This is a genomic window from Propionivibrio sp., from assembly GCF_041441355.1.
Classification (GTDB): domain Bacteria; phylum Pseudomonadota; class Gammaproteobacteria; order Burkholderiales; family Rhodocyclaceae; genus Propionivibrio.
The window spans coordinates 51,718-74,187 of sequence record NZ_JASDTF010000017.1; the positions used below are offsets into that span (position 1 = coordinate 51,718).

A 22,470-nucleotide genomic window follows, 5' to 3' on the forward strand; every position below is an offset into this window, starting at 1 on the left:
CTGCCGCCCGACCCCCGATCCCGTGATGAACGCCTCATTGCCGCTCGCCCGTCCCGACCTCCTCCGTACCCTGGCCCGCATCGGCGACCGCTGGCTCGCCGCCGACGACGGCCGCAGTTTCCCGGTACGCAATCCGGCCAGCGGCGACGGCCTCGCCGAAGTCCCGCTGATGGGCGCCGCCGAAACCCGGCGCGCGATCGCCGCCGCCGAAACCGCGCTGGCCGCCTGGCGGCAGACCACGGCCAAGGAGCGCGCCGCCCTGCTGATGCGCCTGCAGGCACGCCTGCTCGCGCACCAGGACGACCTCGCCCGGCTGATCACCGCCGAATCGGGCAAGCCGCTCGCCGAAGCGCGCGGCGAAGTGGCCTACGCCGCTTCGTTCTTCGAATGGTTCGCCGAGGAAGGCAAGCGCGCCTACGGCGAGAGCATCCCCAGCCCGACGCGCGACAAGCGGCTGATCACGATCCGCCAGCCGGTCGGCGTCGTCGCCGCGATCACGCCCTGGAATTTCCCGCTCGCCATGATTGCGCGCAAGGTTGCGCCGGCGCTCGCCGCCGGCTGCACGACGGTGGTCAAGCCGGCCGAACAGACGCCGCTCTGCGCGCTGGCGCTGGCCGCGCTGGCCGAGGAGGCCGGCCTGCCGCCCGGGGTGCTCAACGTGATCACCGGCGAGCCGACCGCGATCGGCGGCGAGCTGTGCGCCAATCCGGCGGTGCGCAAACTCTCGTTCACCGGCTCGACCGAGGTCGGGCGCCTGCTCATGGCGCAATGCGCGCCGACGGTGAAGAAGCTCTCGCTCGAACTCGGCGGCAACGCCCCCTTCATCGTCTTCGACGACGCCGACCTCGACGCCGCGGTCGAAGGCGCGCTCGCCGCCAAGTTCCGCAACACCGGGCAGACCTGCGTCTGCGCCAACCGCTTTTACGTCCAGGCCGGCATCTACGACGAATTCGCGCACCGCTTCGCCAACCGCGTCGCCGCGCTCGAAGTCGGCCCGGGCGAACGCGCCGGGGTCGCCCAGGGGCCGCTGATCGACGCGCCCGCGCTGGACAAGGTCGAAGCCCTGCTCGCCGACGCCCTCGGGCACGGCGCCGTGGCGCTGCTCGGCGGACGCCGGCACGCGCTCGGCGGCACCTTCTTCGAGCCGACCGTGCTCACCGGCGTCACGCCCGCGATGCGCCTCTCGCGCGAGGAGATCTTCGGCCCGGTCGCCGCCCTTTACCGCTTCGCCAGCGAAGAGGAAGCCATCGCCCTGGCCAACGCCACCGAATCGGGCCTGGCCGCGTACTTCTACACGCGCGACATCGGCCGTGGCTTCCGCGTCGCCGAAGCGCTCGAATACGGCATGGTCGGGATCAACACCGGCCTCTTTTCGAACGAGGTCGCCCCCTTCGGCGGCATCAAGCAATCGGGCCTCGGCCGCGAAGGCTCGAAGCACGGCCTCGACGAATACCTCGAAATCAAGTCGCTGTGCTTCGGGATCGGCTGAGCCGATCCTCCCTTCGCCAGTTCCCGCTCCGGCGCCCGCACCAGTCCGCGCCGGCGCGACCGTCGCCGCAAGGCGCGCCCCCATTGGCCCCGGACGGGTCTGGAAGGCACACCGATGCTGGATCGCAGCCGCACGGCCTGAACACTGACTTATTCGTTCGTTGAATGCCTGGCGAGCCTGCGCAAGACCGCAGCTCGCCGGCTTTCAACATCGCAGCATCCCTCAGGACACGTGCGTTCAGGCCACTCCATAGCGGGCAAACCAGGCCAGCAGGCGTTGCCAGCCTTCCTCGGCCTCGGGCTTGCGGTAGCTGGGCCGGTAGTCGGCGTGGAAGGCGTGCGGCGCCTCGGGGAAAACGACGATCTGCGACGCCCGGCTGGCGGCCGTGCCTTCGGCCAGCGCCCCCCGCATCCGTTCGACGCTCTCGAGCGGAATGCCCTGGTCCTGCCCGCCGTAAAGCCCGAGCACCGGCGCCTGCAGGCGTGCCGCCAGATCGAGCGGCTGTTGCGGCGTCTGCGGCGTCGGCGCGCCGACCAGACGGCCGTACCAGGCCACCCCGGCCCGCACTTGCGGATTGTGCGCGGCGTACAGCCAGGTGATCCGCCCGCCCCAGCAGAAGCCGGTGATGCCCAGCCGGGCGAGGTCGCCGCCCTGCGCACGGGCCCAGCGCACGCAGGCGTCGAGGTCGCCCATGACCTGCGCGTCGGGCACCTTGCTCACCACTTCGGCGATCAGCTGCTGGGTGTTGGTGTAGGGGCGCGGATCGCCCTGCCGGGCGAAGAGTTCGGGCGCGATCGCCAGATAGCCGCGCTGGGCGAGGCGGCGGCAGACGTCCTTGATGTGCTCATGCACACCGAAGATTTCCTGCACCACGAGGACCACCGGAAAATCCCGCCCCTGCGCCGGCTGCGCGCGGTAGGCCGGCATTTCGCCGCCCTCGCTCGGAATCTTCACTTCGCCGGCGAGCAGGCCGGTGGCTGGGGTCTGGATCGCCGTCTGCGCCATCACCGGCTGCACGGCGAGCGCGAAGCCGGCGCCCAGCGCGCTGACGATGAAGCCCCTACGGTCGACGGGAACAGCAGGTTGCAGGCTGGCGAAATCGGCGCCCGGTTCGAGTTCGTTCGGCATGGCAGTCTCCTGGTCTGAGGGAAAGCGCGGCAGGCTTTCGCCGCACGCCATAGACCCGGTGCGGCGTCGCGAATTCCCCTGGAGGCGCCGGCCTCAGTCGAACAGGCAGACCCGGTCGCGCCCGTGCTGCTTGGCACGGTAGAGCGCGTCGTCGGCTTCGGCGATCAGGCCGCTCGGATCGCCGAACTTGTCGGGCAGACGGGCGGCGGCGCCAATGCTGACCGTGACCCGCGGCGCAACGCGCGAACACGCGTGCGGCAGGTCCAACGCATGCACCGCGGCGCAGAGGTCCTGTGCCACCGTCAAGGCGCCGTCCCGGCCGGTGTTCGGCAGCAGCACGACGAACTCCTCGCCGCCGTAACGGGCGAGCAGGTCGACCGGGCGCTGCAGCCGCCCGGCGATGGCCTGGGCGATCGCCTTGAGGCAATCGTCGCCGGCGAGGTGGCCGTAGTGGTCGTTGTAGGCCTTGAAGTCGTCGACGTCGATCATCAGCGCACCGAGCGCCTGCCGTTCGCGCAGCGCCCGCCGCCATTCGTCGATCAGGCGTGCGTCGAAATAGCGGCGGTTGGCGATCCCGAGCAGGCCGTCAGTCTGCGCATACACCTCGAGCTTATGGTTGGCGACGCGCAGCGCCTCGTTGGCCTCGCGCAGTTCGGCGGTACGCTGCGCCACGCGTTCCTCGAGCTGACGATTGGCCAGCAGCAGATCGGTGCTGAGCGCGCAGACCACGCGGTAAGTGTTGCGCAGTGCGGTGATCGAGGCCTCGCCTGCTTTCTCCGGCGAACGCGCTTCTTCGCCCGCCCAGGCCTCGGCGGGCGACGCGCCGGCGCGGATCGCGTCGAGCTGGCGCCCCATCGCCTGATCGACGCCGAGGACGTGCATGCACAACCAGGCGGTCAGGAAGGAGAGGAAGACTTCGGACGGATTGCCGATCGCCGAACGCGCCGTCCACATCGCGAGCACCTGCTCGCCAAACTGGTCGTGCGAGCGGACGTGCGGCTCGAAATGGCGCACATCGACCTGCTGCGCGCGCATCAAAGCTTCCTCGGTGGCGAAGTGCTCGCGCACATAGGCCATCAGACCGGCGAATGCCTCCTGCACCAGGGCTTCGGCATCGGCCTCGCTGGCGGTCAACGCGCCGGCCAGGCGGTTGATGAGGTCAAGCAGGCGGCGATGCTGTGTGTCGATCAGGCTCGAACCGGTGTCGTACTCGTCGCTCCAGACGAAAGTCTTCATCCGCTCACCTCCCGGACAGTTTCCCGACCTTCTGCCGACGACCGAAACATCCTCCCGGTTCCGCGTTCCGTCCTCAGCGGATGAAACGGAAGAAGCCAATCAGCCGGCGCAGGCCGGCCGCGCTCTCGCGCATGCGCACACTGCGTTCGGTCACGTCGCTCACCGCGGCCGAAGTCTGTTCGATGCCGCTGACGATGCTTTCCACCTGCTGCGCGATTTCGTTGCCGGCCGCGGCCTGCTGGCGCGTTCCGTCGGCAATGTGGTGCGAAATCGACGCGACCTTCTCGCCGTGTTCGGCCACCGAGTCGAGACCGCCACGCGCCGCGCCAAGGGCGGCGTCGGTGCTCGCCACGTGCGCTCCGGCCGATTGCATCGCCGTCAGCGCAACCTGGGTCACGTTCTGGATCTGTTGCACGCTGGCCGTGATCTCGCTGGTCTGCTTGCCGGCCTGCTCGGCGAGCTTCCTCACTTCGTCAGCCACGACCGCGAAGCCGCGCCCTTGCTCACCGGCACGCGCCGCCTCGATGGCGGCGTTGAGCGCAAGCAGGTTGGTCTGGTCGGCAATGCCGCGGATGACCTGGCTGATCCGGTCGATGGCCAGGATCGATTGCGACAATTCGGACATCGTCGTCCCGGCGTTGTCGACCGTCTGCACCACGTTGGCCGTCGCCGCCAGGCTCTCGCCCATGCTCGCCGACGCCTGTCCGAGCAGGGCGTCGGAGGCTTCGACCGCTTCCGCGGCCTGCTGCGCGCTGTCGGCAACTTCGTTGACCGAAGCCACCAGTTCCTCGACCGCCGCGGCGATGCGCGCCACCGATTCGGACTGCAGCCCGGTCGCCTGCTCGGTCTGCTGCATCTGCGCGCTGAGCGCGGCGCTGTTGTCGGTCATCGAATCGGCGGCCTCGGCGATCTCCGCCATCATCGCCTTGAGGTGGGTCTGCATGGTGATCAGCGCGTCGTTGAGTTGCCCCAACTCATCCTCGCGCCCAAGCGGAATCTCGTCGGTCAGATTGCCCTCGGCGATGTGATCGAGCCGTTCAACCTGACGCCCGATGATGGTCAGCACTTCGCGCAGGACGAAGAACAGCCCCACCGTCGCGGCCATGCCGAAACCGCCGAACACGGCGAGAATGGTGTCGGCGGTGGCATCGCTCAGGCCCAGGGTATCGGACATCGTGTGCAAACCAAGCGCCAGCGCCTGATCGAAAAGCAGGAAGGCCAGCAACGTGCCGGTCTTCGCCTTGAGCGACAGCCGCTTCCAGAGCGGGGTCTTGGGCACGTGCGCCGAGCCGGCCTTGAGCTTGGCGTAGAAAGCCTCGGCGGCGGCAATCTCCTGGCGCGAGGCTTCGGTGCGCACCGACATGTAGCCGATCGTCCGATCGTCCTTCATGACCGGAACGATCAGCGCGTTGACCCAGTAGTGGTCACCGTTCTTGCAGCGGTTCTTGACCAGGCCCCGCCACGGGCGCCCGCTCTTGACCGTGGACCACAGCCACTCGAAGGCGGCCGGCGGCATGTCCGGGTGGCGCACCAGGTTGTGGTTCTTTCCGATCAGTTCCTCGCGGGTAAAGCCGCTGATCTCGACGAACGTATCGTTGACGACGGTGATCGCACCCTTAAGGTCGGTGCGCGAAACGATGTACCGACCTTTCGGAAACGGCACCTCGATCTGCGTAACAGGCAGGTTGATTTTCATGGCGGGCTCTAAAAAATTGTCTCGTTCAAAACGCTATAGCTCATTTCTCGCACCCTGTCGCCTGCAACGATCTCACAACAGGACAATGTCGTACTGCTCCAAATAAAAAATATTTTTTCTTTATATTCAATTGACTGCACCCGCTTCGACTTGGCTTTATAGCCTTTAGCTACCCGTCTAGCTACCCATCGATCACAAGCATCACTACGTTTCGATTTTAGGGTGCTTTCAACCGAATTGTACCCACCTCAGATCGATGCCTCTCGAACGACCGCAGAGCGGACGTTCGCATTTTACCCCACTGACCACTGCAGCTTTTCTAGGCCCGGTCCGCCGCTTACATCTCAACCCTATGCCGCCACGATTTGTCAAGACGCGATATTCGGGGTTTTTCGCGTCGATGGAAAAGTCGCAAATCTCAGGAAAATCGCGTCACCGAACAACGCCACAGATGACGGAGGACAAACAATCGATGCGAAAGAAGGATCTTACAGAATTTGACGATTTACCAAACGCGGCGCACGTAGACGTCAACGTAGTTGCCGCACTTTTCGGCTGCAAGCCACCGACCATCTGGTCACGGCTTCGCAGGAACGAATTACCGCAGCCCAAAAAATTTGGTTCGCATACCCGCTGGAACGTTGGCGAACTGCGAGCTGCTCTGAATATCCGCTAATTCTAAAGGAGGAAAACGACCCAGAAATTCATGAACTAGATCTGATTCGCTGCAAGGGCCCTGCCGCGAACTCAGTACCAACCAGTTAGTTACCGAAATGAACCTTGGCATTTTGATCGCCAGAAAGGGCACCACCCTATGTACCACCATCGTAATCCAAACGCATTTCCACTGACGCTTGCAAAGGCAGTGGCTGAATTCAGTCTGAAATCTCCTGCACTGCTATTAGACTCAGCCGTTGAAACGTTTCAAGCACCGATTGACCCCACGCTTATTCCGCTGATTTCGCGGAAGGGAGGTTGATCATGGCAATGCCCGTCGTATTCGACCCGAACAATTTCCCCCTCATTCGAATGCCACGTCGTCTGCAAAAGGCTGTCATGGCACTCCATTTCAAGGTAAAAGCGCCAATTCCAATTTGCGTTATCTCTATCCTCTCTGCAGCTAGCATCGCATGTTCCGCTGGCCATCGTGTCACTCGGTTCAATGGCCTTTCATCGGAGATTGCGCTGTTCCTGCTCGCTATTGCGGCATCCGGCGAACGCAAGACCACTTGCGACAAGCTTGCCACCCAAGCGTTGGCAGAGGTGGAGGAAATGCTTCAGGAAGCGTTTGACAAGGCCAATGCCGCCTTCAAACCCGAACTTGCCACTTGGAAGGCGCTTCGCAGCGGCGTGATGGTGGCTTTGAAGCGTGCAGCAGCTTCCGGAAAAGACACTCATGCGTTGGAGGAACGGCTCACGGACATTATCGCCAACGCACCGGTCAAGCCGGTATTGAGTTCAATTTTGCTCAACGATGCCACACCCGAAGCCATCATCGAGCACTTGGCCAATAACGCGTTCACCGGACTTTTCTCCAACGACGCTTGCGCCATTTTCAACGCCAGAACCATGAACAATCTCGGCGTATTCAACATCGCCTGGGACGGAGGAACTATCCGTGTAAATCGTAAAGGGCAGGCTCCGCTGATCGTTGATGCTGCAACTCTAACGATGAGCCTGATGGTTCAACAAGAGGTCCTCTACTTTTTCCTCAAGACCAAAGGCGAACTGGCACGTGCGAACGGATTCTTAGCCCGCTTCTTGTTGTGCTACCCGATCTCGACACAAGGCCAACGCTTTGAGCTGCTTACTGACTTCGACTGCTCAGCCGACCTCGACGAGTTTCATGGATGGACGAAGAGCTTACTACTCTCGGCCATCGATGAATCCGGCCAATTGCAGCAGGAAAAGAAGGCACTCGAATTCACGCCTGCAGCAAAGGAACTCTGCCGCAATCATCATAATTTCATCGAGGAGAACCTCCAGCCCATCGGCCAGTTAGCAGATGTTCGTGATGCAGCCTCAAAGATCGGTGACAACATGGCTAGATTGGCCGCCATTTTTCATCTGGCTGGAGATAGCGACGGAGATATTTCCGTCGAAACGACGGAAGCGGCTATCGCAGTCAGCGACTATTTTCTGACTGAGTTCAAGCGCCTGTTTGGTCAAGTTCCATCGGTGCCGGCCTGGCAGACTGACGCGATGGACCTTTGGAACAGCATCCTTCGTACCGTGGGCCGCGTCAATTCGTATCGAATCCGCAAGAATTTGATTCGTCAATGTGCGCCGAACAGTCTCCGCAACAAAACTCTGTTTGATTCGGCACTCTACACATTAGCCAACTGGGGTTGTATTCAGATCTTCAAGTACAACAAAACGACCTGGGTCGATGTGATCAGGTCTCCCTAAGCCAGAGCATTGCTAGCTCAAAGCCAATGTAACAAATGCTACGCCAAGGGCGCTATTCCTGCTATTTCCGCTATTCGTCGCAGAAATAGCAGAGTAGCACCCTATTTCTCTTCCATTGCATCACTTGCCACTTGAAATGCCAGATAGTTTTTCCCGCGAGTACGCTTGGCTTGCAAAGCCACCCGCAATCCGGCACTCGATGAAAACGAATGCACCGGGATGCCAGCACAGCAGATTTCGGCAATGGTAATATATAAATAACAATAAATACAGATAGTTAGCAGAACATCAGATAGCTGAAATTCTTCATGAAACGACACCCAAAAAATAACAACCTGAAGCTGTTCTTCGGCGAGTCATACGAAGGATTTGACGTTCAGCACCGGTACGCACCCCTGGTCGAAGAATATCTATCGAGAACGTTATACGTCGCTCGACTTGCGTTGCTGCAACATCGGAAGACTTTTGCATTCCGCGTTGACCTTCGATTCCCTACCAATCAATTGATTGACGACGCACAAACCAACAAGCCACTGGAACGCTTTTTCAAGTCATTGCGGGCAAAAATCGAGCACAAAAGGCTGTTGCGCGAAAAGAAGTCTGGACACGCTCACGGCACAGCAGTCAGCCACATCTGGTGCAGGGAAATCGGGAAGCACGGAGTGCCGCACTACCACCTGGCGATACTGCTCAACAGAGACGCTTTCTTCAAGCTCGGCAAGTTCAAAATCGGCAGGAAGAATTTGTTCAATCTTTTGGTAGAAGCATGGTCCAGCGCATTGAAGTTGCCGGTCGAGGATATGGATGGTCTCGTCCATATACCGAAAAAACACGGCTACAAGCTCACCAGCGATGACCGGGATGCATTTAACGACTTTTTTCATCGCGTCAGCTACCTCTGCAAAGCAGAAACCAAGCATTTCGGCGACGGTGTGCATAGTTTCGGAACCAGCCGCATTTAGCCGCTGGCAGCCAGCAACAAATAACTGCTTGGCATTGAACAGGCCATGAAATGGCAGTACATTGGCAGTCATTGCCAACGAGGCTCGCTATGTCACGCCAAAAGAACGAAACGCTGACCATCAGGACCACTGCTGAGATCAAAGACCTGCTACGACAAGCGGCAGATCGTGAACATCGCTCCCTGGCTTCCATGATTGAGGTTCTGGTCATGGACTACGCCAAAAAGGCCAAGCTGCAGGCATCGCCGACACCCCTGAGCAAAGGGGAGAACTAGCCGATGCGCGTACTTAAAAACTCCGGCACTGATCGCCTCATTGACCTCCTTGAACCCAAGTTGCAGAAGGATGGACAGCTCGATCTCATCACCCCGGAATTCTCCTTATTTGCCTTCTCAGCACTTCAGTCCAAACTGGAGAGCCTGAAACGAAGCAACATCGTGCTTCCCGCAGTCGATGGGGAATTGAAGTTGCTTGGTAACGAAGCTGACCGTGCAGCCAGAAACCAGTTGCAATCACGTTGGCTGGCAAAGCGGTGTGCAGAATGGGCGAAGGCCAAGGCTGAGATTCGCCTGGCCAAAGGAAAGGTGCCACAGGGGGTAGCGGTCGTTCGTGATGCGACCACCTCTGCACAGCAGGTCGTAATGGGCTCGTTTGGGCTGACCAGCGATGGCTTGGGCATTACACCGGGGAATCCCCTGAACCTTATTCAGGCATCGGATACAGCAGACGAAGCAGCGATGTTAAGCCAATGGTTCGACATGCAGTGGAGCAGCCTTCCTCACGATGCTGCGAGCAAAGCTGCGTTCGTCGAAGCCGTGGAAGCATTAGCTGCTAATACCCCGCCATTTACCCTCTACGCCCTGATTCTCTTCCACCTCTTCAGCAACACGGAAGATGAGATGGATGAGGAGCGCATCGTCAAATCTGCCACAGGCATTCGCAATACGCTGGTCTGGAAGAAGCTGTACAAGTTCCAACGTGATGGCGTTGTCGGTGCAATCGACAAGCTGAATCGTTTCGGTGGCTGCATCATTGCCGACAGCGTTGGTCTCGGAAAAACATTCGAGGCCTTGGCCGTCATCAAATACTTCGAGCTTCGCAACGACCGAGTGCTGGTGTTGTGTCCGAAGCGTTTGCGCGACAACTGGACGCTCTACAAGGCCAACGACAGGCGCAACGTGCTGGCTGCCGACCGCTTCAACTTCGATGTGCTCAATCACACCGATCTGTCTCGTGAAGGCGGAGCGTCAGGAGATATCGACCTTGCCCATGTGAACTGGGGAAACTACGACCTAGTTGTCATCGACGAATCGCACAACTTCCGCAACAAGGCGACGCACAAGGGACGAGAATCCCGCTACGACCGCCTGATGCGCCGGATCATCAAGGAAGGCGTCAAGACACGAGTGCTGATGTTGTCCGCCACGCCAGTCAATAACCGACTCGCTGATCTGCGGAATCAAATCGCTTTTGCGACTGAAGGCGACGACATGGCGCTGATGGATCACGGCATTGCCAGCATTGAAGCCACAACTCGCAAGGCACAAGCTCAGTTCAACCGTTGGCTAGCACTCGACGATGAAGAGAAGACGCCCAATCGCCTGGTCGAAATGTTGGGCTTTGACTACTTCACGCTGCTGGATCACCTAACGATTGCGCGCTCCCGCAAGCACATTCAGAAGTATTACGGCACAGCAGAGACCGGCTCGTTCCCGCAACGACTGCCACCGATCAACATCAAGCCTGATGTGGATCGCGCAGGCGAGTTTCGTTCGATTCGAGACATCAACCTAGAGATTCGTCGTCTCAACCTGGCTGCCTATGCACCGCTACGCTACGTTTTGCCACACAAGCAAGCCGACTACGACGCCAAATACAGCACCCAAATTCGCGGAGGAGAAAGCTTCTTCCGGCAGGTCGACCGTGAAGAAAGCCTGATTCACCTGTTGCGCGTCAATGTGCTCAAACGCATGGAAAGCGCGGTGTCGTCCTTCACGCTGACCGTTCACCGGCAACTGAAGGATGTTGAGGCTACCCTGGCGCGTATCGAGGCACACGATCCAGAGTTTGAGGAACTGGACATTGCCGATGTCGATATCGACGATCCAGCCTTCGAAAGCCTGTTGGTTGGCCGCAAGGTCAAAGTGCTGTTGAGCGATGTCGATCTGTTGCGCTGGCGACAAGATTTGATCGAAGACCGCAATCGCCTGGCAGCACTGTACGCAGCAGCCAAGCAGGTTGATGCCTCTCGGGATGCCAAGCTGAGCGCATTGCGAGAAGTCATTGCCCACAAATTCGAACACCCATCCAACCCCGGCAACAAGAAGATCATCATCTTCACGGCCTTCGCTGATACGGCAGCCTACCTTTACGAACAACTCTCCGCCTGGGCGAAAACAGAGCTTGGTATCGAAAGCGCCCTGGTGACAGGAAGCGGACGAAATCAGACCAGCCTTCCGCACCTTCGCAAGGATCTCGCATCCATCCTGACCGCCTTTTCACCCCGATCCAAGGAACGTCCCGCCGATCTGGCGCATGAAGGCGAACTGGACCTGTTGATTGCCACAGACTGCATTAGCGAAGGTCAGAACCTGCAGGACTGCGATTGGCTGATCAACTACGACATCCACTGGAACCCGGTCCGCATCATTCAGCGCTTTGGTCGTATCGACCGGATTGGTTCGCCCAACGAGCGGATTCAGCTGGTGAATTTCTGGCCGAACATGGAGCTGGACGAGTACATCAATCTCGAACAACGGGTGAGCGGACGGATGGTTTTGCTCGACATCTCAGCAACCGGTGAAGAAAACCTGATCGAGCAGCAATCCGGCAACCCGATGAACGACCTGGAATACCGACGAAAGCAACTGCTCAAGCTGCAAGACACGGTGATCGACCTCGAAGACCTTTCCTCCGGTGTGTCGATTACCGATTTGACGCTGACCGACTTCCGCATCGACCTGGCGCAATACCTCAAAGCACATCCCGGCAAGCTGGAATCCTTGCCTCTGGGCGCTTGCGCAGTCACCACCAGCATGGATGCCGACATCACGCCGGGCGTCATTTTCTGCCTCAGAGCGGAAGGGACAGCTGCGCAGAAAGTCACGGATGCAGGCTATCCGCTGGCGCCACATTTCCTCGTTCATGTCAGTGAAACGGGATCAGTCGAACTTCCCTACACGCAAGCTAAGCGCATCCTGGACTGGCTCAAGCGAGTCAGTCTGGGACGCGACATCCCCGATTCAGCCGCTATTCAGCGCTTCGACAGACAGACCAAGCACGGCGCAGACATGACATCGGTTCAGCAATTGCTCGCTACCGCTGTTAGCTCGATTGTGGGCAAGAGCGAAGAAAGAGCGATTGCCAGCTTGTTTACGCCGGGAGGAACCCACGCCTTGAAAGGCGAGTTCGCAGGCAGCAACGATTTCGAAGTGGTCGGGTACATGGTGGTATTGCCGGAGCTGCCGAATTGACGGTCAGTTTCGATCTGTCCCGCCTTGTCGCTGCGCTGGGTTTTCCGGAGGGTGCTGCGGTCAACCAGCGTATTCCGAAGAAAATGCTGATCGAAACAGGGATGCCGACAGCGGCAGATAAGCGTGCCATCACCGACGGCATTGAAGATATCCAATGGCTAGCCGCTTTGAAACCGGTGACGGTGGGCATTCCGGCCTATCAGGATGAAGCGCGGGATTACCTCGAAATTGCCATCTTGAGCCTCAACCTTCGCCCTGATGCCAAAGCCAGTCGCATCGCCGAACTGGTACATCGTGCAATTCCCTACCCAACCTTCCTAATGTCGTATTCCCCATCCGGCGTCAGTATCTCGCTGGCTCATAAACGCTGGGCGCAAAACGAAGCGGGGAAGACGGTACTCGATGGCGAAGTATTGGAGACTAACCTGCATTCGCCTGGACGCTCCGACCTGGTACAGCAATTTGTCGATGCGCTTGCACTCGACAAGCAGCCAGGCCTTTCCCTACACGCCCTTTATCAAGGATGGATGGATACGGTGATCGCCCTGCAAACGGCCTTCATCACAGGCGTCTTCGCTATCACCTCCTCTCGGGAACATGCGGTAGAACGTCATCAGGCACTTCAGGAAGTGAAAAAGCTGAGGGTAGAAATTGCCCGACTCAAAGCCGCTGCGACCAAGGAAAAACAGATAGCTCGGCAAGTTGAACTGAATACGGAAATCAAGCGCCTGGAACGAGACGAAACACAGTCCCTCAGGCTGCTCAGAACGGAGAAAGCATGAAAATTTCGACCATTCTTGACCACATTGATAGCGGTCACATGGCCTTGCCTGAATTCCAACGCGGTTACGTCTGGAGCGGAGACCAGGTGCGCGGACTTTTTGACTCGCTTTACCGCCGTCATCCCGTAGGCGGTCTTCTGGTCTGGGCAACTGAAGCAAAGACTGCGGCACAACGGGGGGATGGTCCCGTGGTCTCTGGCATCGTCAAATTGCTACTCGATGGCCAGCAACGAATGACCTCCTTGTACGGAGTGATTCGCGGCAAACCTCCCAAGTTCTTCGATGGCAACGCCAAGGCATTTTCTGGCCTGCATTTCCACCTCGAAAACGAGACGTTTTCGTTCTACCAACCGCTCAAGATGGAAGGCGATCCGCTGTGGATTGATGTCAGCACCTTGATGCAAGCCGGGACTGCTGGGCTGGGTGGATTTGTAACCAAGCTGACTCAGCAGCCGGAACTGGGTCCGAAGATCGGCATCTATGTAGGTCGTTTAAGCCAGCTTCTCGGCATCTCTGATGTTGATCTGCACATTGAGGAGGTCACAGGCGCCGACAAATCCCTCGATGTCGTGGTCGATATCTTCAACCGGGTAAATAGCGGCGGCACCAAATTGTCGAAGGGCGACTTGGCCTTGGCGAAAATCTGCGCCGATTGGCCTGAAGCTCGCGACACTATGAAGAGCAAGCTCAAGGACTGGGCACAAGCCGACTTCAACTTCAATCTCGATTGGCTACTGCGTTCTCTCAACACGGTCCTGACCGGCGAAGCCAAGTTCAGCCACCTCGATAACAAAACGGCAGAGGATATTCAGGATGGCCTGAAGCGCTCCACCAAGGCCATTGATACCTCCCTCAATCTGATTGGTGGTCGTCTTGGCCTAGACCATGAACAGGTACTGTTCGGACGCTTTGCTGTCCCGGTCATGGTTCGGTTCCTCGACCAAAACAAAGGCCAACTGGATGAAAAGCAGCGTGACAAGCTGCTGTTCTGGTTTGCTCAGGCCGGGATGTGGGGTCGTTATTCCGGCAATACCGAATCCACCATTGACGAAGATCTGGCTGCCCTCGAAAACGGTGGCATTGACGGGCTCCTCACCAAGTTGCGTTTCTGGCGCGGTGGTTTGCGAATCGAACCGGAGCACTTCACCGGCTGGAGCTTGGGCGCTCGCTTCTACCCCGTGCTGTACATGCTTACCCGCATGGGTGGAGCACGAGACTGGGGTACTGGAATCGAGCTGAAAGCGAACTTGCTCGGCAAGATGAGCAAGTTGGAGGTACATCACATTTTCCCCAAGGCGCAGCTCTACAAGCTGGACTACAAGCGTGCAGAAGTGAATGCGCTGGCGAATTTCTGCTTCCAGACCAAGCAAACCAATCTGGAAATCAGCGACCGATTGCCGGAAGAGTACTTTGCCGTGTTCGAGCAACGCCATCCCGGAGCACTGGCTACCCAGTGGATACCGATGGATAAGGAACTCTGGAAGATGAAGAACTACCGGGACTTCCTGGAAGCACGCAAGGAGCTGCTGGCCGCTGAAGCCAATAAGCGTATGGAAGAGCTGCTGCATGGAGAAACGCATTGGCTCGACGGGACAGCGACCAAGAAAGCGCTTACCATCCCGGTCCCCGGAGGCATCAGCAACGAAGCTGAAGAGGCTCAACTGACCGAACTGAACGACTGGGTTGTCAGCCAAGGACTGCCACCTGGTGAAATGAACTACGACTTTGCAGACCCGGCAACTGGCGAACAACAAGCCGTGTTCGATCTGGCCTGGCCAAATGGCATTCAGGAGGAGCTATCAGCACCAGTCGTTGTGTTGCTGGATGAAGCTGCAGAAATGCTCGCGCTAGCCAGTGCCGCAGGTTACCGCTGCTTCACTTCCGTGTCCGCCTTCCGTGAATACATCAAGAAAGACATCCTGGCGCTCGAACAAGCTGCCTAAAGAGTAAAACCATGACCATGCAGAAAATTGAAGCCAACAGTTCCGAAACACAGTCAGCCGATATCTTGGCTGGCAACTTGGCGCAGCTAAAAGCCCTGTTTCCCGAACTGATCACCGAAGGCGCAAGCGGACCGGCTATCAACGTCGATGTGCTTAAAGCCTTGGTCGGTGACCAGAGCGTGACCGATGCAGATGAGAAATATGGCTTGAACTGGCACGGCAAGAAAAAGGCACGACAGATCGCTCTGACCCCGAGCACCGGCACACTGCGTCCCTGCCGGGAGGAAAGCGTGGATTGGGATGCGACGCAGAACCTGATGATTGAAGGCGATAACCTGGAAGTGTTGAAGCTGCTGCAAAAGAGCTATGGCAACAATGGGGGACAGGTCAAACTGATCTACATTGATCCGCCTTACAACACCGGCAAGGATTTTGTTTATCCCGATAACTTTCAGGACAACATCAAAAACTATTTGGAACTAACAGGCCAAACCGAAGGCGGAGCCAAGCTCTCCAGCAATACCGACGCTAGCGGTCGTTATCACACCGATTGGCTAAACATGATCTATCCCCGGCTAAAGCTGGCGAAGAACTTGTTGCGAGACGATGGAGCGGTGTTCGTCAGTATTGCAGACCACGAAATACACAATCTACGCGCAGTAATGAATGAGGTTTTTGGAGAGGAGAATTTCATTGCGTCAGTAATTTGGCAAAAAGTTTTTGCACCCAAAAACTCAGCTAGGCATTTCTCCGAAGATCACGACTACATTGTGGTTTACGCAAAAAATGCTGACACATGGGCTCCCCGTTTGCTTCCACGAAGTGAAGAAATGGAAGCCCGCTATGGAAACCTCGACAATGATGAAAGAGGACCTTGGGCATCAGATAACCTGACCGCCCGAAATTTCTATGGCGCCGGTACATATGCTGTTACTTGCCCATCTGGCAGAGTAATCGAAGGACCTCCATCCGGAACGTACTGGCGCGTATCAAAAGAGAAGTTTGATGCGCTAGATCAAGACAACCGCATCTGGTGGGGAAGTGATGGCAACAACATGCCTCGACTCAAGCGTTTTCTTTCTGATGTGCAAAGCGGGCGCGTCCCCCAGACGCTTTGGACATATGAGGAGGTTGGACATACTCAAGAGGCCAAAAAGGAGCTGATTGCCACAGTCGACTTCCCAAATTCAGATGTTGTATTTGACACCCCGAAACCCACAAGGCTACTGCGTCGTATCCTGCAAATCGCGACCGCTCCCGAAAGTAACGATTTGGTAGTTGATTTTTTTGCTGGCACGGGCAGCACGATGGATGCGGTATTTCAGCAAAATGCAGACGACGGTGGAAATCGCCGCTGTATCCTAGTTCAACTTCCGGAGCCCTTGCCCGGAGCTGAAAGCGCGGGCTGGACTTCGATTGCCGACATCACCAAGGCCAGACTTAAAGGTGCTGGAAAACGAGTAAAGGAAGCCAAGCCAGACTTCGAAGGTGACACGGGATTCCGCGTTTTCAAGCTTGACACCTCCAACATCCGAGCTTGGAATCCCAAAGCCAACGATCTCAAAACCTCGCTATTCGATCACCTCGATCACCTCGAAACTGACCGTAGCAGCGACGACATCCTCTACGAAATCCTGCTCAAGCTCGGCCTGGACCTTTGCGTTCCCATAGAGCAACGGGAAATCGCAGGCAAACAGGTCAATAGCGTCGGCGCTGGGGTACTGATGGCATGCTTGGTCGAAAGCATTAATGCAGCCGAGGTAGAAGCTCTGGCGCTGGGCATCGTCGCCTGGCGTAAAGAACAAGGAACGGTCGGCGACACCACTGCCGTATTCCGCGATAGCGCCTTCGAAAACGACGTCGCTAAGAGCAATCTGGCCGCGATCCTCGAACAGCACGGCATCAAGCAAGTGCGGAGCTTGTAACCATGCCCATGCCAGCCCAACCCAAGATTTACCACATCTGTCATGTGGATCGGCTGCCTTCGGTCCTTGAAAGCAATGGCTTGTTTTCAGATGCGATGGTTCAGGAAAACGATTTGCCTGGGACGGTGGTTGGCATGAGCAACATTAAGCAACGGCGCTTGACGGTGTTGCGTTTGGAGAGTCACCCCGACTTATTTGTCGGACAGTGCGTGCCTTTCTATTTTTGTCCCCGGTCGGTAATGCTGTACATGATGTATGTACGTAGCAGTGAATTGTCCTACAAGGGTGGTCAGGGTCCGATTATTCACCTTGAGGCCGATCTTCACGAGACCGTAGCCTGGGCAAATGCCAATAACCGACGTTGGGCTTTCACGTTGTCGAATGCGGGATCGCGTTACTTTGAAGATCGATCAGACTTGGCGAATCTCCACGAAATCGACTGGGATGCTGTTCAGGCTCGGATGTGGAGTCAGTGCAAGGAAGCCAAGCAAAGTGAGTTTCTGATTGAAGAAAGTTTTCCGTGGGGACTGGTCAGGCGTATTGGTGTCAGCAACAATATCGTTTACGGCCAAGTATTGAATGCTTTGCAGCAACAAGAACATAAACCAACGGTCGAAGTTAAGACCGATTGGTACTACTAACGCGGGGGATCGCCATGATTGAATTAACGAGCGGCGACATTTTGAAGGACGAGGCAGAGGCCATCGTCAACACGGTGAACTGTGTTGGCGTGATGGGACGCGGGATTGCCCTGCAGTTCAAGAATGCTTGGCCAGAAAACTTCAAGGCTTATGAAGCGGCCTGTGCGCGCAAGGAATTGCAGCCGGGTCGTATGTTCATTTTTGAGACTGGACAACTGACCACGCCGCGCTACATCGTGAACTTTCCGACGAAGCGCCATTGGCGTGGCAACAGCCGCATTGAAGACATTGAGTCTGGACTGGTGGCGTTGGCTGCGGATATCAAGTCACGTGACATCCGTTCGATTGCTATTCCTCCTTTGGGTGCCGGCCTGGGTGGTCTGGACTGGGAGGATGTGCGTCCGTTAATCGAGAAACACCTGTCGTCATTGGCAGATGTAACTGTTCGCATCTATGAACCGAAGGGCGCTCCTCAGGCCGACAAGATGCAGCACAGCCGGGAAGTACCCAAAATGACGCCGGGTCGTGCCGCTTTGGTCGAGCTGGTAAATCGTTACATGAAGGGACTGCTCGATCCTACGATTTCCCTGCTGGAGGTGCATAAACTGATGTACTTCATGCAGGTGGCTGGGGAGCCGCTTCGTTTGCAATACATCAAAGGTCCTTACGGTCCCTATGCCGAGAATCTTCGTCATGTTCTTCGTACCATCGAAGGACACCTGATCTCTGGTTACGCCGACGGTGGTGATGCTCCGGAAAAGCCGCTGAACTTGGTACCCGGCGCAGTTGAAGACGCCAATACCTTCCTGGAGTCGCATCAGGAAACGCGTGCTCGTTTCGAACGTGTCGATTCACTGGTTGAAGGTTTTGAAACGCCTTTTGGCCTGGAGCTATTGGCGACAGTGCACTGGATCACCCAACAGGATCAAACAGTTCGCAACCAGGCTGATGTCGTTGCTCGAACCCACGCATGGAATGAGAGAAAACGGCAGTTTTCCCCGAGGCAGATCGGTATTGCACTGAATGTCTTGGCGGATAAGGGCTGGATTCACCCCGTAGCAACTGCATGACCTTTTACCTTACTCTGAAGCCGAATTAGGCCGTGGGGGATGAGTTGGAGGGATGCTTCAGTTGTTCGGTTTCTCCGAACAACTGAAGCCGACAGCTATCACGAAGAGGTGGAACACCACTGCCTCGACTTGGTGCTAGTTTCCAAGAAGAGCAAATAATGAAACTGCATTTTGAATCCGACCTGCCGTATCAAATCGAAGCCATTGAGGCCGTGTGCGATTTGTTTCGAGGCCAGGAGGTTTGTCGCTCTGTTTTCACGGTTACTGCTCAAGCCTTGGGTGGAGCTGGGACTCAGCAAAGCTTTGAAGGCAAACAATTCACCGAGAGCGGTGGTATCGGCAATGCGCTGAAGCTGTTGGTAGATGAGCACGTCAATGAAAACCTGCAGAACATTCAGCTTCGAAACGGCTTACCCCCTTCCCCGCCGCTAAAGGACAAGCAGCCGCTCGATTTCACGGTCGAGATGGAAACAGGAACTGGCAAGACCTACGTTTACCTGCGCAGCGTGTTTGAGTTGAATCAGCGCTACGGATTCACAAAGTTCGTGGTGGTCGTGCCATCCGTGGCGATCAAGGAAGGCGTGAACAAAACGCTGCAGATTACCCGTGAGCATTTCGAGAATCTCTACCCCGCCGCCAAGGGTTACGAGTTCTTTCAGTACGACTCCGACAAACTCGGTCAGGTCCGCAACTTTGCGACCAGTCCGAATATTCAGATCATGGTCATCACGGTTGGCGCCATCAATAAGTTTGGTGATGAAGCGGCAGCGCAAGCGGAAGAATCCGATGAAGCCAAGCGCCGTGAGAAGTCCAAGAACAAGATGTACCGTGCCAGCGAGAAGACGGGTGGTGAGCGTCCCATCGATCTGATCCGCCAGACCAGTCCGATCCTGATCGTCGATGAGCCGCAAAGCGTTGATGGCGGTATCGATGGCAAAGGAAAAAAGGCGCTGGCGCACATGTCACCGCTTTGCACCCTGCGTTATTCCGCAACCCACGTAGACAAGCACCACATGGTGTATCGCCTGGATGCTGTGGATGCCTATGAACAACGCCTGGTAAAGCAAATTGAGGTTGCAGCAGCCACGGTTCAGGGTGGTAACAACAAACCTTATGTGAAGCTGCTTGCAATCAATAACAAACGCGGCGTGATCACGGCCAGCATTGAGGTTGACCGTGAAAACTCAGCAGGCGTGGTGCGCCGGGACACCATTCCCGTTCAGGATGGCTTCGATCTGGAACAGGAAACCGGCCGTGCGCTGTATGCCGATATTCGCATCGGAGAAATCCGCGCTGGTAGCGGGAAAAAAAGCAGCGATCAGTTCCTTGAACTGAAAGTGCCTGGCAGCGAGGTATTTCTGCGCATCGGTGATGCCTGGGGAGATGTTGATGCCAGCGCCGTGCATCGGGAAATGATTCGTCGCACCATCAAGGAACATCTGGATAAGGAAAAACGCCTGCGGCCTCTTGGCGTAAAGGTCTTGAGCCTGTTCTTCATCGACGAAGTGGCCAAGTACCGGCAATACGACGAGCAAGGCAATGCGGTGAAGGGCGAATACGCTGTGATCTTCGAGGAAGAGTACAAGCGTTGGGCACGTCACCCCGACTACCAGAGCCTGTTTGGTGAGATCGACCTGGCTACGGCTGCCGATGAGGTGCATAACGGCTACTTTTCCATCGACAAGAAGAAGGTCGGTGGCAAAACGGTGGAAATGCTCAAGGATACGAGCGGCACGACAGCTGCCGACGACGATACTTACAACCTCATCATGCGTGACAAGGAAAAGCTGCTTTCCTTCGAGTCGCCGTTGAAGTTCATCTTCTCCCACTCAGCGCTGAAGGAAGGCTGGGATAACCCGAATGTCTTCCAGATTTGCAATTTCTCTACCCGCGAGACCGAACGCTGGCGCCGGCAAACCATTGGCCGTGGCTTGCGCCTCTGCGTCAATCAGAAGGGTGAGCGACTACGTGGTTTCGAAATCAATACGCTGACGGTGATTGCCACGGAAAGCTATGAGCAGTTTGCCGAGAATCTGCAAAAGGACATCGAGAAGGACACGGGTATTCAGTTTGGTGTGGTGCATGACCACGAATTCGCGGGTATCCCAGTGACCTCAGATAGCGGCGAGGTTTCGCCCTTCGGCTTTGAGGCATCTAAGACCTTGTGGGGACACCTCCAGGCACAGGGCTACATCAGCGACCGGGGTAAGGTGCAGGATTCCCTGAAGACAGCACTGAAGAACGGCAATCTGCAACTGCCGGCTGAGTTTGAGGCGCAGCGCCATCAGATTGTCGCAGTTCTGAAGAAGCTTTCCGGCAAGCTGGAAGTGAAAAATGCCGATCACCGTAAGCCAATTTCGGTCAGAAAATCAGTCTTGCTCAGCCCTGAGTTCAAGGCGCTGTGGGACCGCATCAAACACAAGACCACCTACCGCGTTCAGTTTGACAACGAAAAGCTGATCGAGCGCTGCATTGAAGCGCTGGACAATGCTCCACCTGTATCCAAGACCCGCTTGCAATGGAAAAAGGCCGGAATGGCGATTGGCAAAGCAGGGGTCGATGCCTCGTTGCTCTCCGTATCCGAGCCTATCGCCCTGTATGAGGCGGATATCGAGTTGCCCGACGTGCTGACCGAGCTGCAGGACAGAACCCAACTGACCCGCAAAACGATTGCTCGCATTTTGACCGAAAGCACTCGGCTGAACGACTTCAAACGAAATCCGCAGCAGTTCATCGAACTGGCCTCGGATGCCATTAACCGCTGCAAGCGCTTGGCGCTGGTTGATGGCATCAAGTACCAGCGCCTCGGCGACGAGCACTACTACGCACAGGAAATGTTCGAGTCGGAAGAGCTTTCGGGCTATCTGCAGAACCTGGTGCTCAACACCGAAAAATCGGTTTACGAGCATGTCGTCTATGACTCAGCTGTCGAGCGGGATTTTGCGGAATCGCTGGAGAAGAACGAGGCGGTCAAGGTGTACGCCAAGCTGCCAGGCTGGTTCAAGGTCCCAACCCCGCTGGGTACATACAACCCCGACTGGGCTGTTCTGGTGACGCTGGATGGCCAGGAACGACTGTACTTTGTCGTTGAGACCAAAGGCGGCCTATTTGAAGATGAGCTGCGTGATCGCGAAAGCGGAAAAATCAAATGCGGAACTGCTCACTTTGCTGCCCTGGGCACGGAAGGGAAGACAGCAAGGTATATTATCGCCCGGAATATTGATGATTTGATGGCGAAGGCTGACGCCTAAAACCATCGAGCTCGTAGAGGCCGTTCGGAAGCGTTAGATCGCCTCCGAACGTTTTCATCACCGTGATCGTCAGTGATTAGCGCGGGGTACGCAGAACTTAACAGCCAGAACCCGAAGTCGCTTTGTGTTTTTTCTTAATTCTGCGCGCCTTGCTCTGTAGCTTTCTTATTGCTCGCTTCTCGTCCTGGATACGCAAGGCAACGAGCTCCGCAGCATCTCGGGCGCCAGGCAATACCTCCGTCAATTTGGCGAGTTTTTGTTCGTGCTCGACCAGCAGAGATCTTTGCTCGTCTGTCAAAAACCTCAGTACTGACTTTCCAAGTCCCTTACCCTTGTCACGAGAAATTCCTGACGCCTTTTGTTGGGTTGTCGTTGGCTGATCTGGCTTTCCAGGTGCCGCCAAGCCAGCCGCTGATCGTGTCCCGGGACGTGGTGTAAGAAGCGTCAGCAGAAGCGGTCAGCGGG

The 22,470-nt window shown here is 57.1% G+C and carries 14 protein-coding genes; 11 read left to right on the top strand and 3 right to left on the bottom strand.

The window, feature by feature from the left end:
- Positions 1-25: 25 nt before the first annotated feature.
- Positions 26-1,489: an NAD-dependent succinate-semialdehyde dehydrogenase gene (locus tag QMB55_RS05600; protein WP_497587694.1), complete on the top strand. Its 1,464-nt coding sequence runs from the start codon at positions 26-28 to the stop codon at positions 1,487-1,489.
- 237 nt (positions 1,490-1,726) lie between these two features.
- Here the strand turns inward: QMB55_RS05600 and QMB55_RS05605 are convergent, their stop codons facing one another.
- The 3 genes from QMB55_RS05605 to QMB55_RS05615 all read right to left on the bottom strand — a co-directional run bounded on the left by QMB55_RS05605 (position 1,727) and on the right by QMB55_RS05615 (position 5,549).
- Positions 1,727-2,617, bottom strand: a complete 891-nt coding sequence (locus QMB55_RS05605) for a dienelactone hydrolase family protein (RefSeq protein WP_497587695.1) — start codon at positions 2,615-2,617, stop codon at positions 1,727-1,729.
- A gap of 93 nt (positions 2,618-2,710) precedes the next feature.
- Complete coding sequence (locus QMB55_RS05610; RefSeq protein ID WP_497587696.1) at positions 2,711-3,853, bottom strand: GGDEF domain-containing protein; 1,143 nt, start codon at positions 3,851-3,853, stop codon at positions 2,711-2,713.
- A gap of 73 nt (positions 3,854-3,926) precedes the next feature.
- Positions 3,927-5,549 carry a methyl-accepting chemotaxis protein gene (locus QMB55_RS05615; protein WP_497587697.1) on the bottom strand — a complete coding sequence of 541 codons (1,623 nt, stop codon included), beginning with the start codon at positions 5,547-5,549 and terminating at the stop codon, positions 3,927-3,929.
- 981 nt (positions 5,550-6,530) lie between these two features.
- Here QMB55_RS05615 and QMB55_RS05620 point away from each other — a divergent pair.
- The 10 genes from QMB55_RS05620 (at position 6,531) to QMB55_RS05665 (ending at position 22,005) form a co-directional block, all read left to right on the top strand.
- Positions 6,531-7,958 carry a YfjI family protein gene (locus QMB55_RS05620; protein WP_497587698.1) on the top strand — a complete coding sequence of 476 codons (1,428 nt, stop codon included), beginning with the start codon at positions 6,531-6,533 and terminating at the stop codon, positions 7,956-7,958.
- Positions 7,959-8,266: 308 nt separating this feature from the next.
- Positions 8,267-8,920 (top strand): inovirus Gp2 family protein, encoded by a 654-nt coding sequence (locus tag QMB55_RS05625; protein WP_497587699.1) that lies wholly within the window; start codon positions 8,267-8,269, stop codon positions 8,918-8,920.
- An 89-nt stretch (positions 8,921-9,009) separates the two neighbouring features.
- Positions 9,010-9,195 carry a type II toxin -antitoxin system TacA 1-like antitoxin gene (locus QMB55_RS05630; protein ID WP_497587700.1) on the top strand — a complete coding sequence of 62 codons (186 nt, stop codon included), beginning with the start codon at positions 9,010-9,012 and terminating at the stop codon, positions 9,193-9,195.
- A gap of 3 nt (positions 9,196-9,198) precedes the next feature.
- Entirely contained in the window at positions 9,199-12,393 is a 3,195-nt protein-coding gene (locus tag QMB55_RS05635) for a helicase-related protein (RefSeq protein ID WP_497587701.1), read from the top strand.
- Positions 12,390-13,175 (top strand): DUF4391 domain-containing protein, encoded by a 786-nt coding sequence (locus tag QMB55_RS05640; RefSeq protein WP_497587702.1) that lies wholly within the window; start codon positions 12,390-12,392, stop codon positions 13,173-13,175. Before QMB55_RS05635 ends, QMB55_RS05640 begins: the two co-directional genes overlap by 4 nt.
- On the top strand, positions 13,172-15,118 hold the full coding sequence (locus tag QMB55_RS05645) for a GmrSD restriction endonuclease domain-containing protein (RefSeq protein WP_497587703.1): 1,947 nt from the start codon (positions 13,172-13,174) through the stop codon (positions 15,116-15,118). The genes QMB55_RS05640 and QMB55_RS05645 overlap by 4 nt, the downstream gene beginning before the upstream one ends.
- 11 nt (positions 15,119-15,129) lie before the next feature.
- The gene (locus QMB55_RS05650) at positions 15,130-17,043 is read left to right on the top strand and encodes a site-specific DNA-methyltransferase (RefSeq protein ID WP_497587704.1); all 1,914 of its coding nucleotides are present in this window, start codon (positions 15,130-15,132) and stop codon (positions 17,041-17,043) included.
- 2 nt (positions 17,044-17,045) lie between these two features.
- On the top strand, positions 17,046-17,684 hold the full coding sequence (darT, locus tag QMB55_RS05655; RefSeq protein ID WP_497587705.1) for a type II toxin-antitoxin system toxin DNA ADP-ribosyl transferase DarT: 639 nt from the start codon (positions 17,046-17,048) through the stop codon (positions 17,682-17,684).
- A gap of 14 nt (positions 17,685-17,698) precedes the next feature.
- Positions 17,699-18,754 (top strand): type II toxin-antitoxin system antitoxin DNA ADP-ribosyl glycohydrolase DarG, encoded by a 1,056-nt coding sequence (gene darG / locus QMB55_RS05660; RefSeq protein ID WP_497587706.1) that lies wholly within the window; start codon positions 17,699-17,701, stop codon positions 18,752-18,754.
- A 158-nt stretch (positions 18,755-18,912) separates the two neighbouring features.
- The gene (locus QMB55_RS05665; RefSeq protein WP_497587707.1) at positions 18,913-22,005 is read left to right on the top strand and encodes a type III restriction-modification system endonuclease; all 3,093 of its coding nucleotides are present in this window, start codon (positions 18,913-18,915) and stop codon (positions 22,003-22,005) included.
- Positions 22,006-22,470: the final 465 nt, after the last annotated feature.

Coding starts and splice junctions, on each gene's coding strand:
- QMB55_RS05665 (WP_497587707.1), top strand. CDS start 18,913: ATGAAACTGCATTTTGAATCCGACCTGCCGTATCAAATCGAAGCCATT.
- QMB55_RS05635 (WP_497587701.1), top strand. CDS start 9,199: ATGCGCGTACTTAAAAACTCCGGCACTGATCGCCTCATTGACCTCCTT.
- QMB55_RS05630 (WP_497587700.1), top strand. CDS start 9,010: ATGTCACGCCAAAAGAACGAAACGCTGACCATCAGGACCACTGCTGAG.
- QMB55_RS05610 (WP_497587696.1), bottom strand. CDS start 3,853: ATGAAGACTTTCGTCTGGAGCGACGAGTACGACACCGGTTCGAGCCTG.
- QMB55_RS05650 (WP_497587704.1), top strand. CDS start 15,130: ATGACCATGCAGAAAATTGAAGCCAACAGTTCCGAAACACAGTCAGCC.
- darG (WP_497587706.1), top strand. CDS start 17,699: ATGATTGAATTAACGAGCGGCGACATTTTGAAGGACGAGGCAGAGGCC.
- QMB55_RS05625 (WP_497587699.1), top strand. CDS start 8,267: ATGAAACGACACCCAAAAAATAACAACCTGAAGCTGTTCTTCGGCGAG.
- darT (WP_497587705.1), top strand. CDS start 17,046: ATGCCCATGCCAGCCCAACCCAAGATTTACCACATCTGTCATGTGGAT.
- QMB55_RS05615 (WP_497587697.1), bottom strand. CDS start 5,549: ATGAAAATCAACCTGCCTGTTACGCAGATCGAGGTGCCGTTTCCGAAA.
- QMB55_RS05645 (WP_497587703.1), top strand. CDS start 13,172: ATGAAAATTTCGACCATTCTTGACCACATTGATAGCGGTCACATGGCC.
- QMB55_RS05600 (WP_497587694.1), top strand. CDS start 26: ATGAACGCCTCATTGCCGCTCGCCCGTCCCGACCTCCTCCGTACCCTG.
- QMB55_RS05620 (WP_497587698.1), top strand. CDS start 6,531: ATGGCAATGCCCGTCGTATTCGACCCGAACAATTTCCCCCTCATTCGA.
- QMB55_RS05605 (WP_497587695.1), bottom strand. CDS start 2,617: ATGCCGAACGAACTCGAACCGGGCGCCGATTTCGCCAGCCTGCAACCT.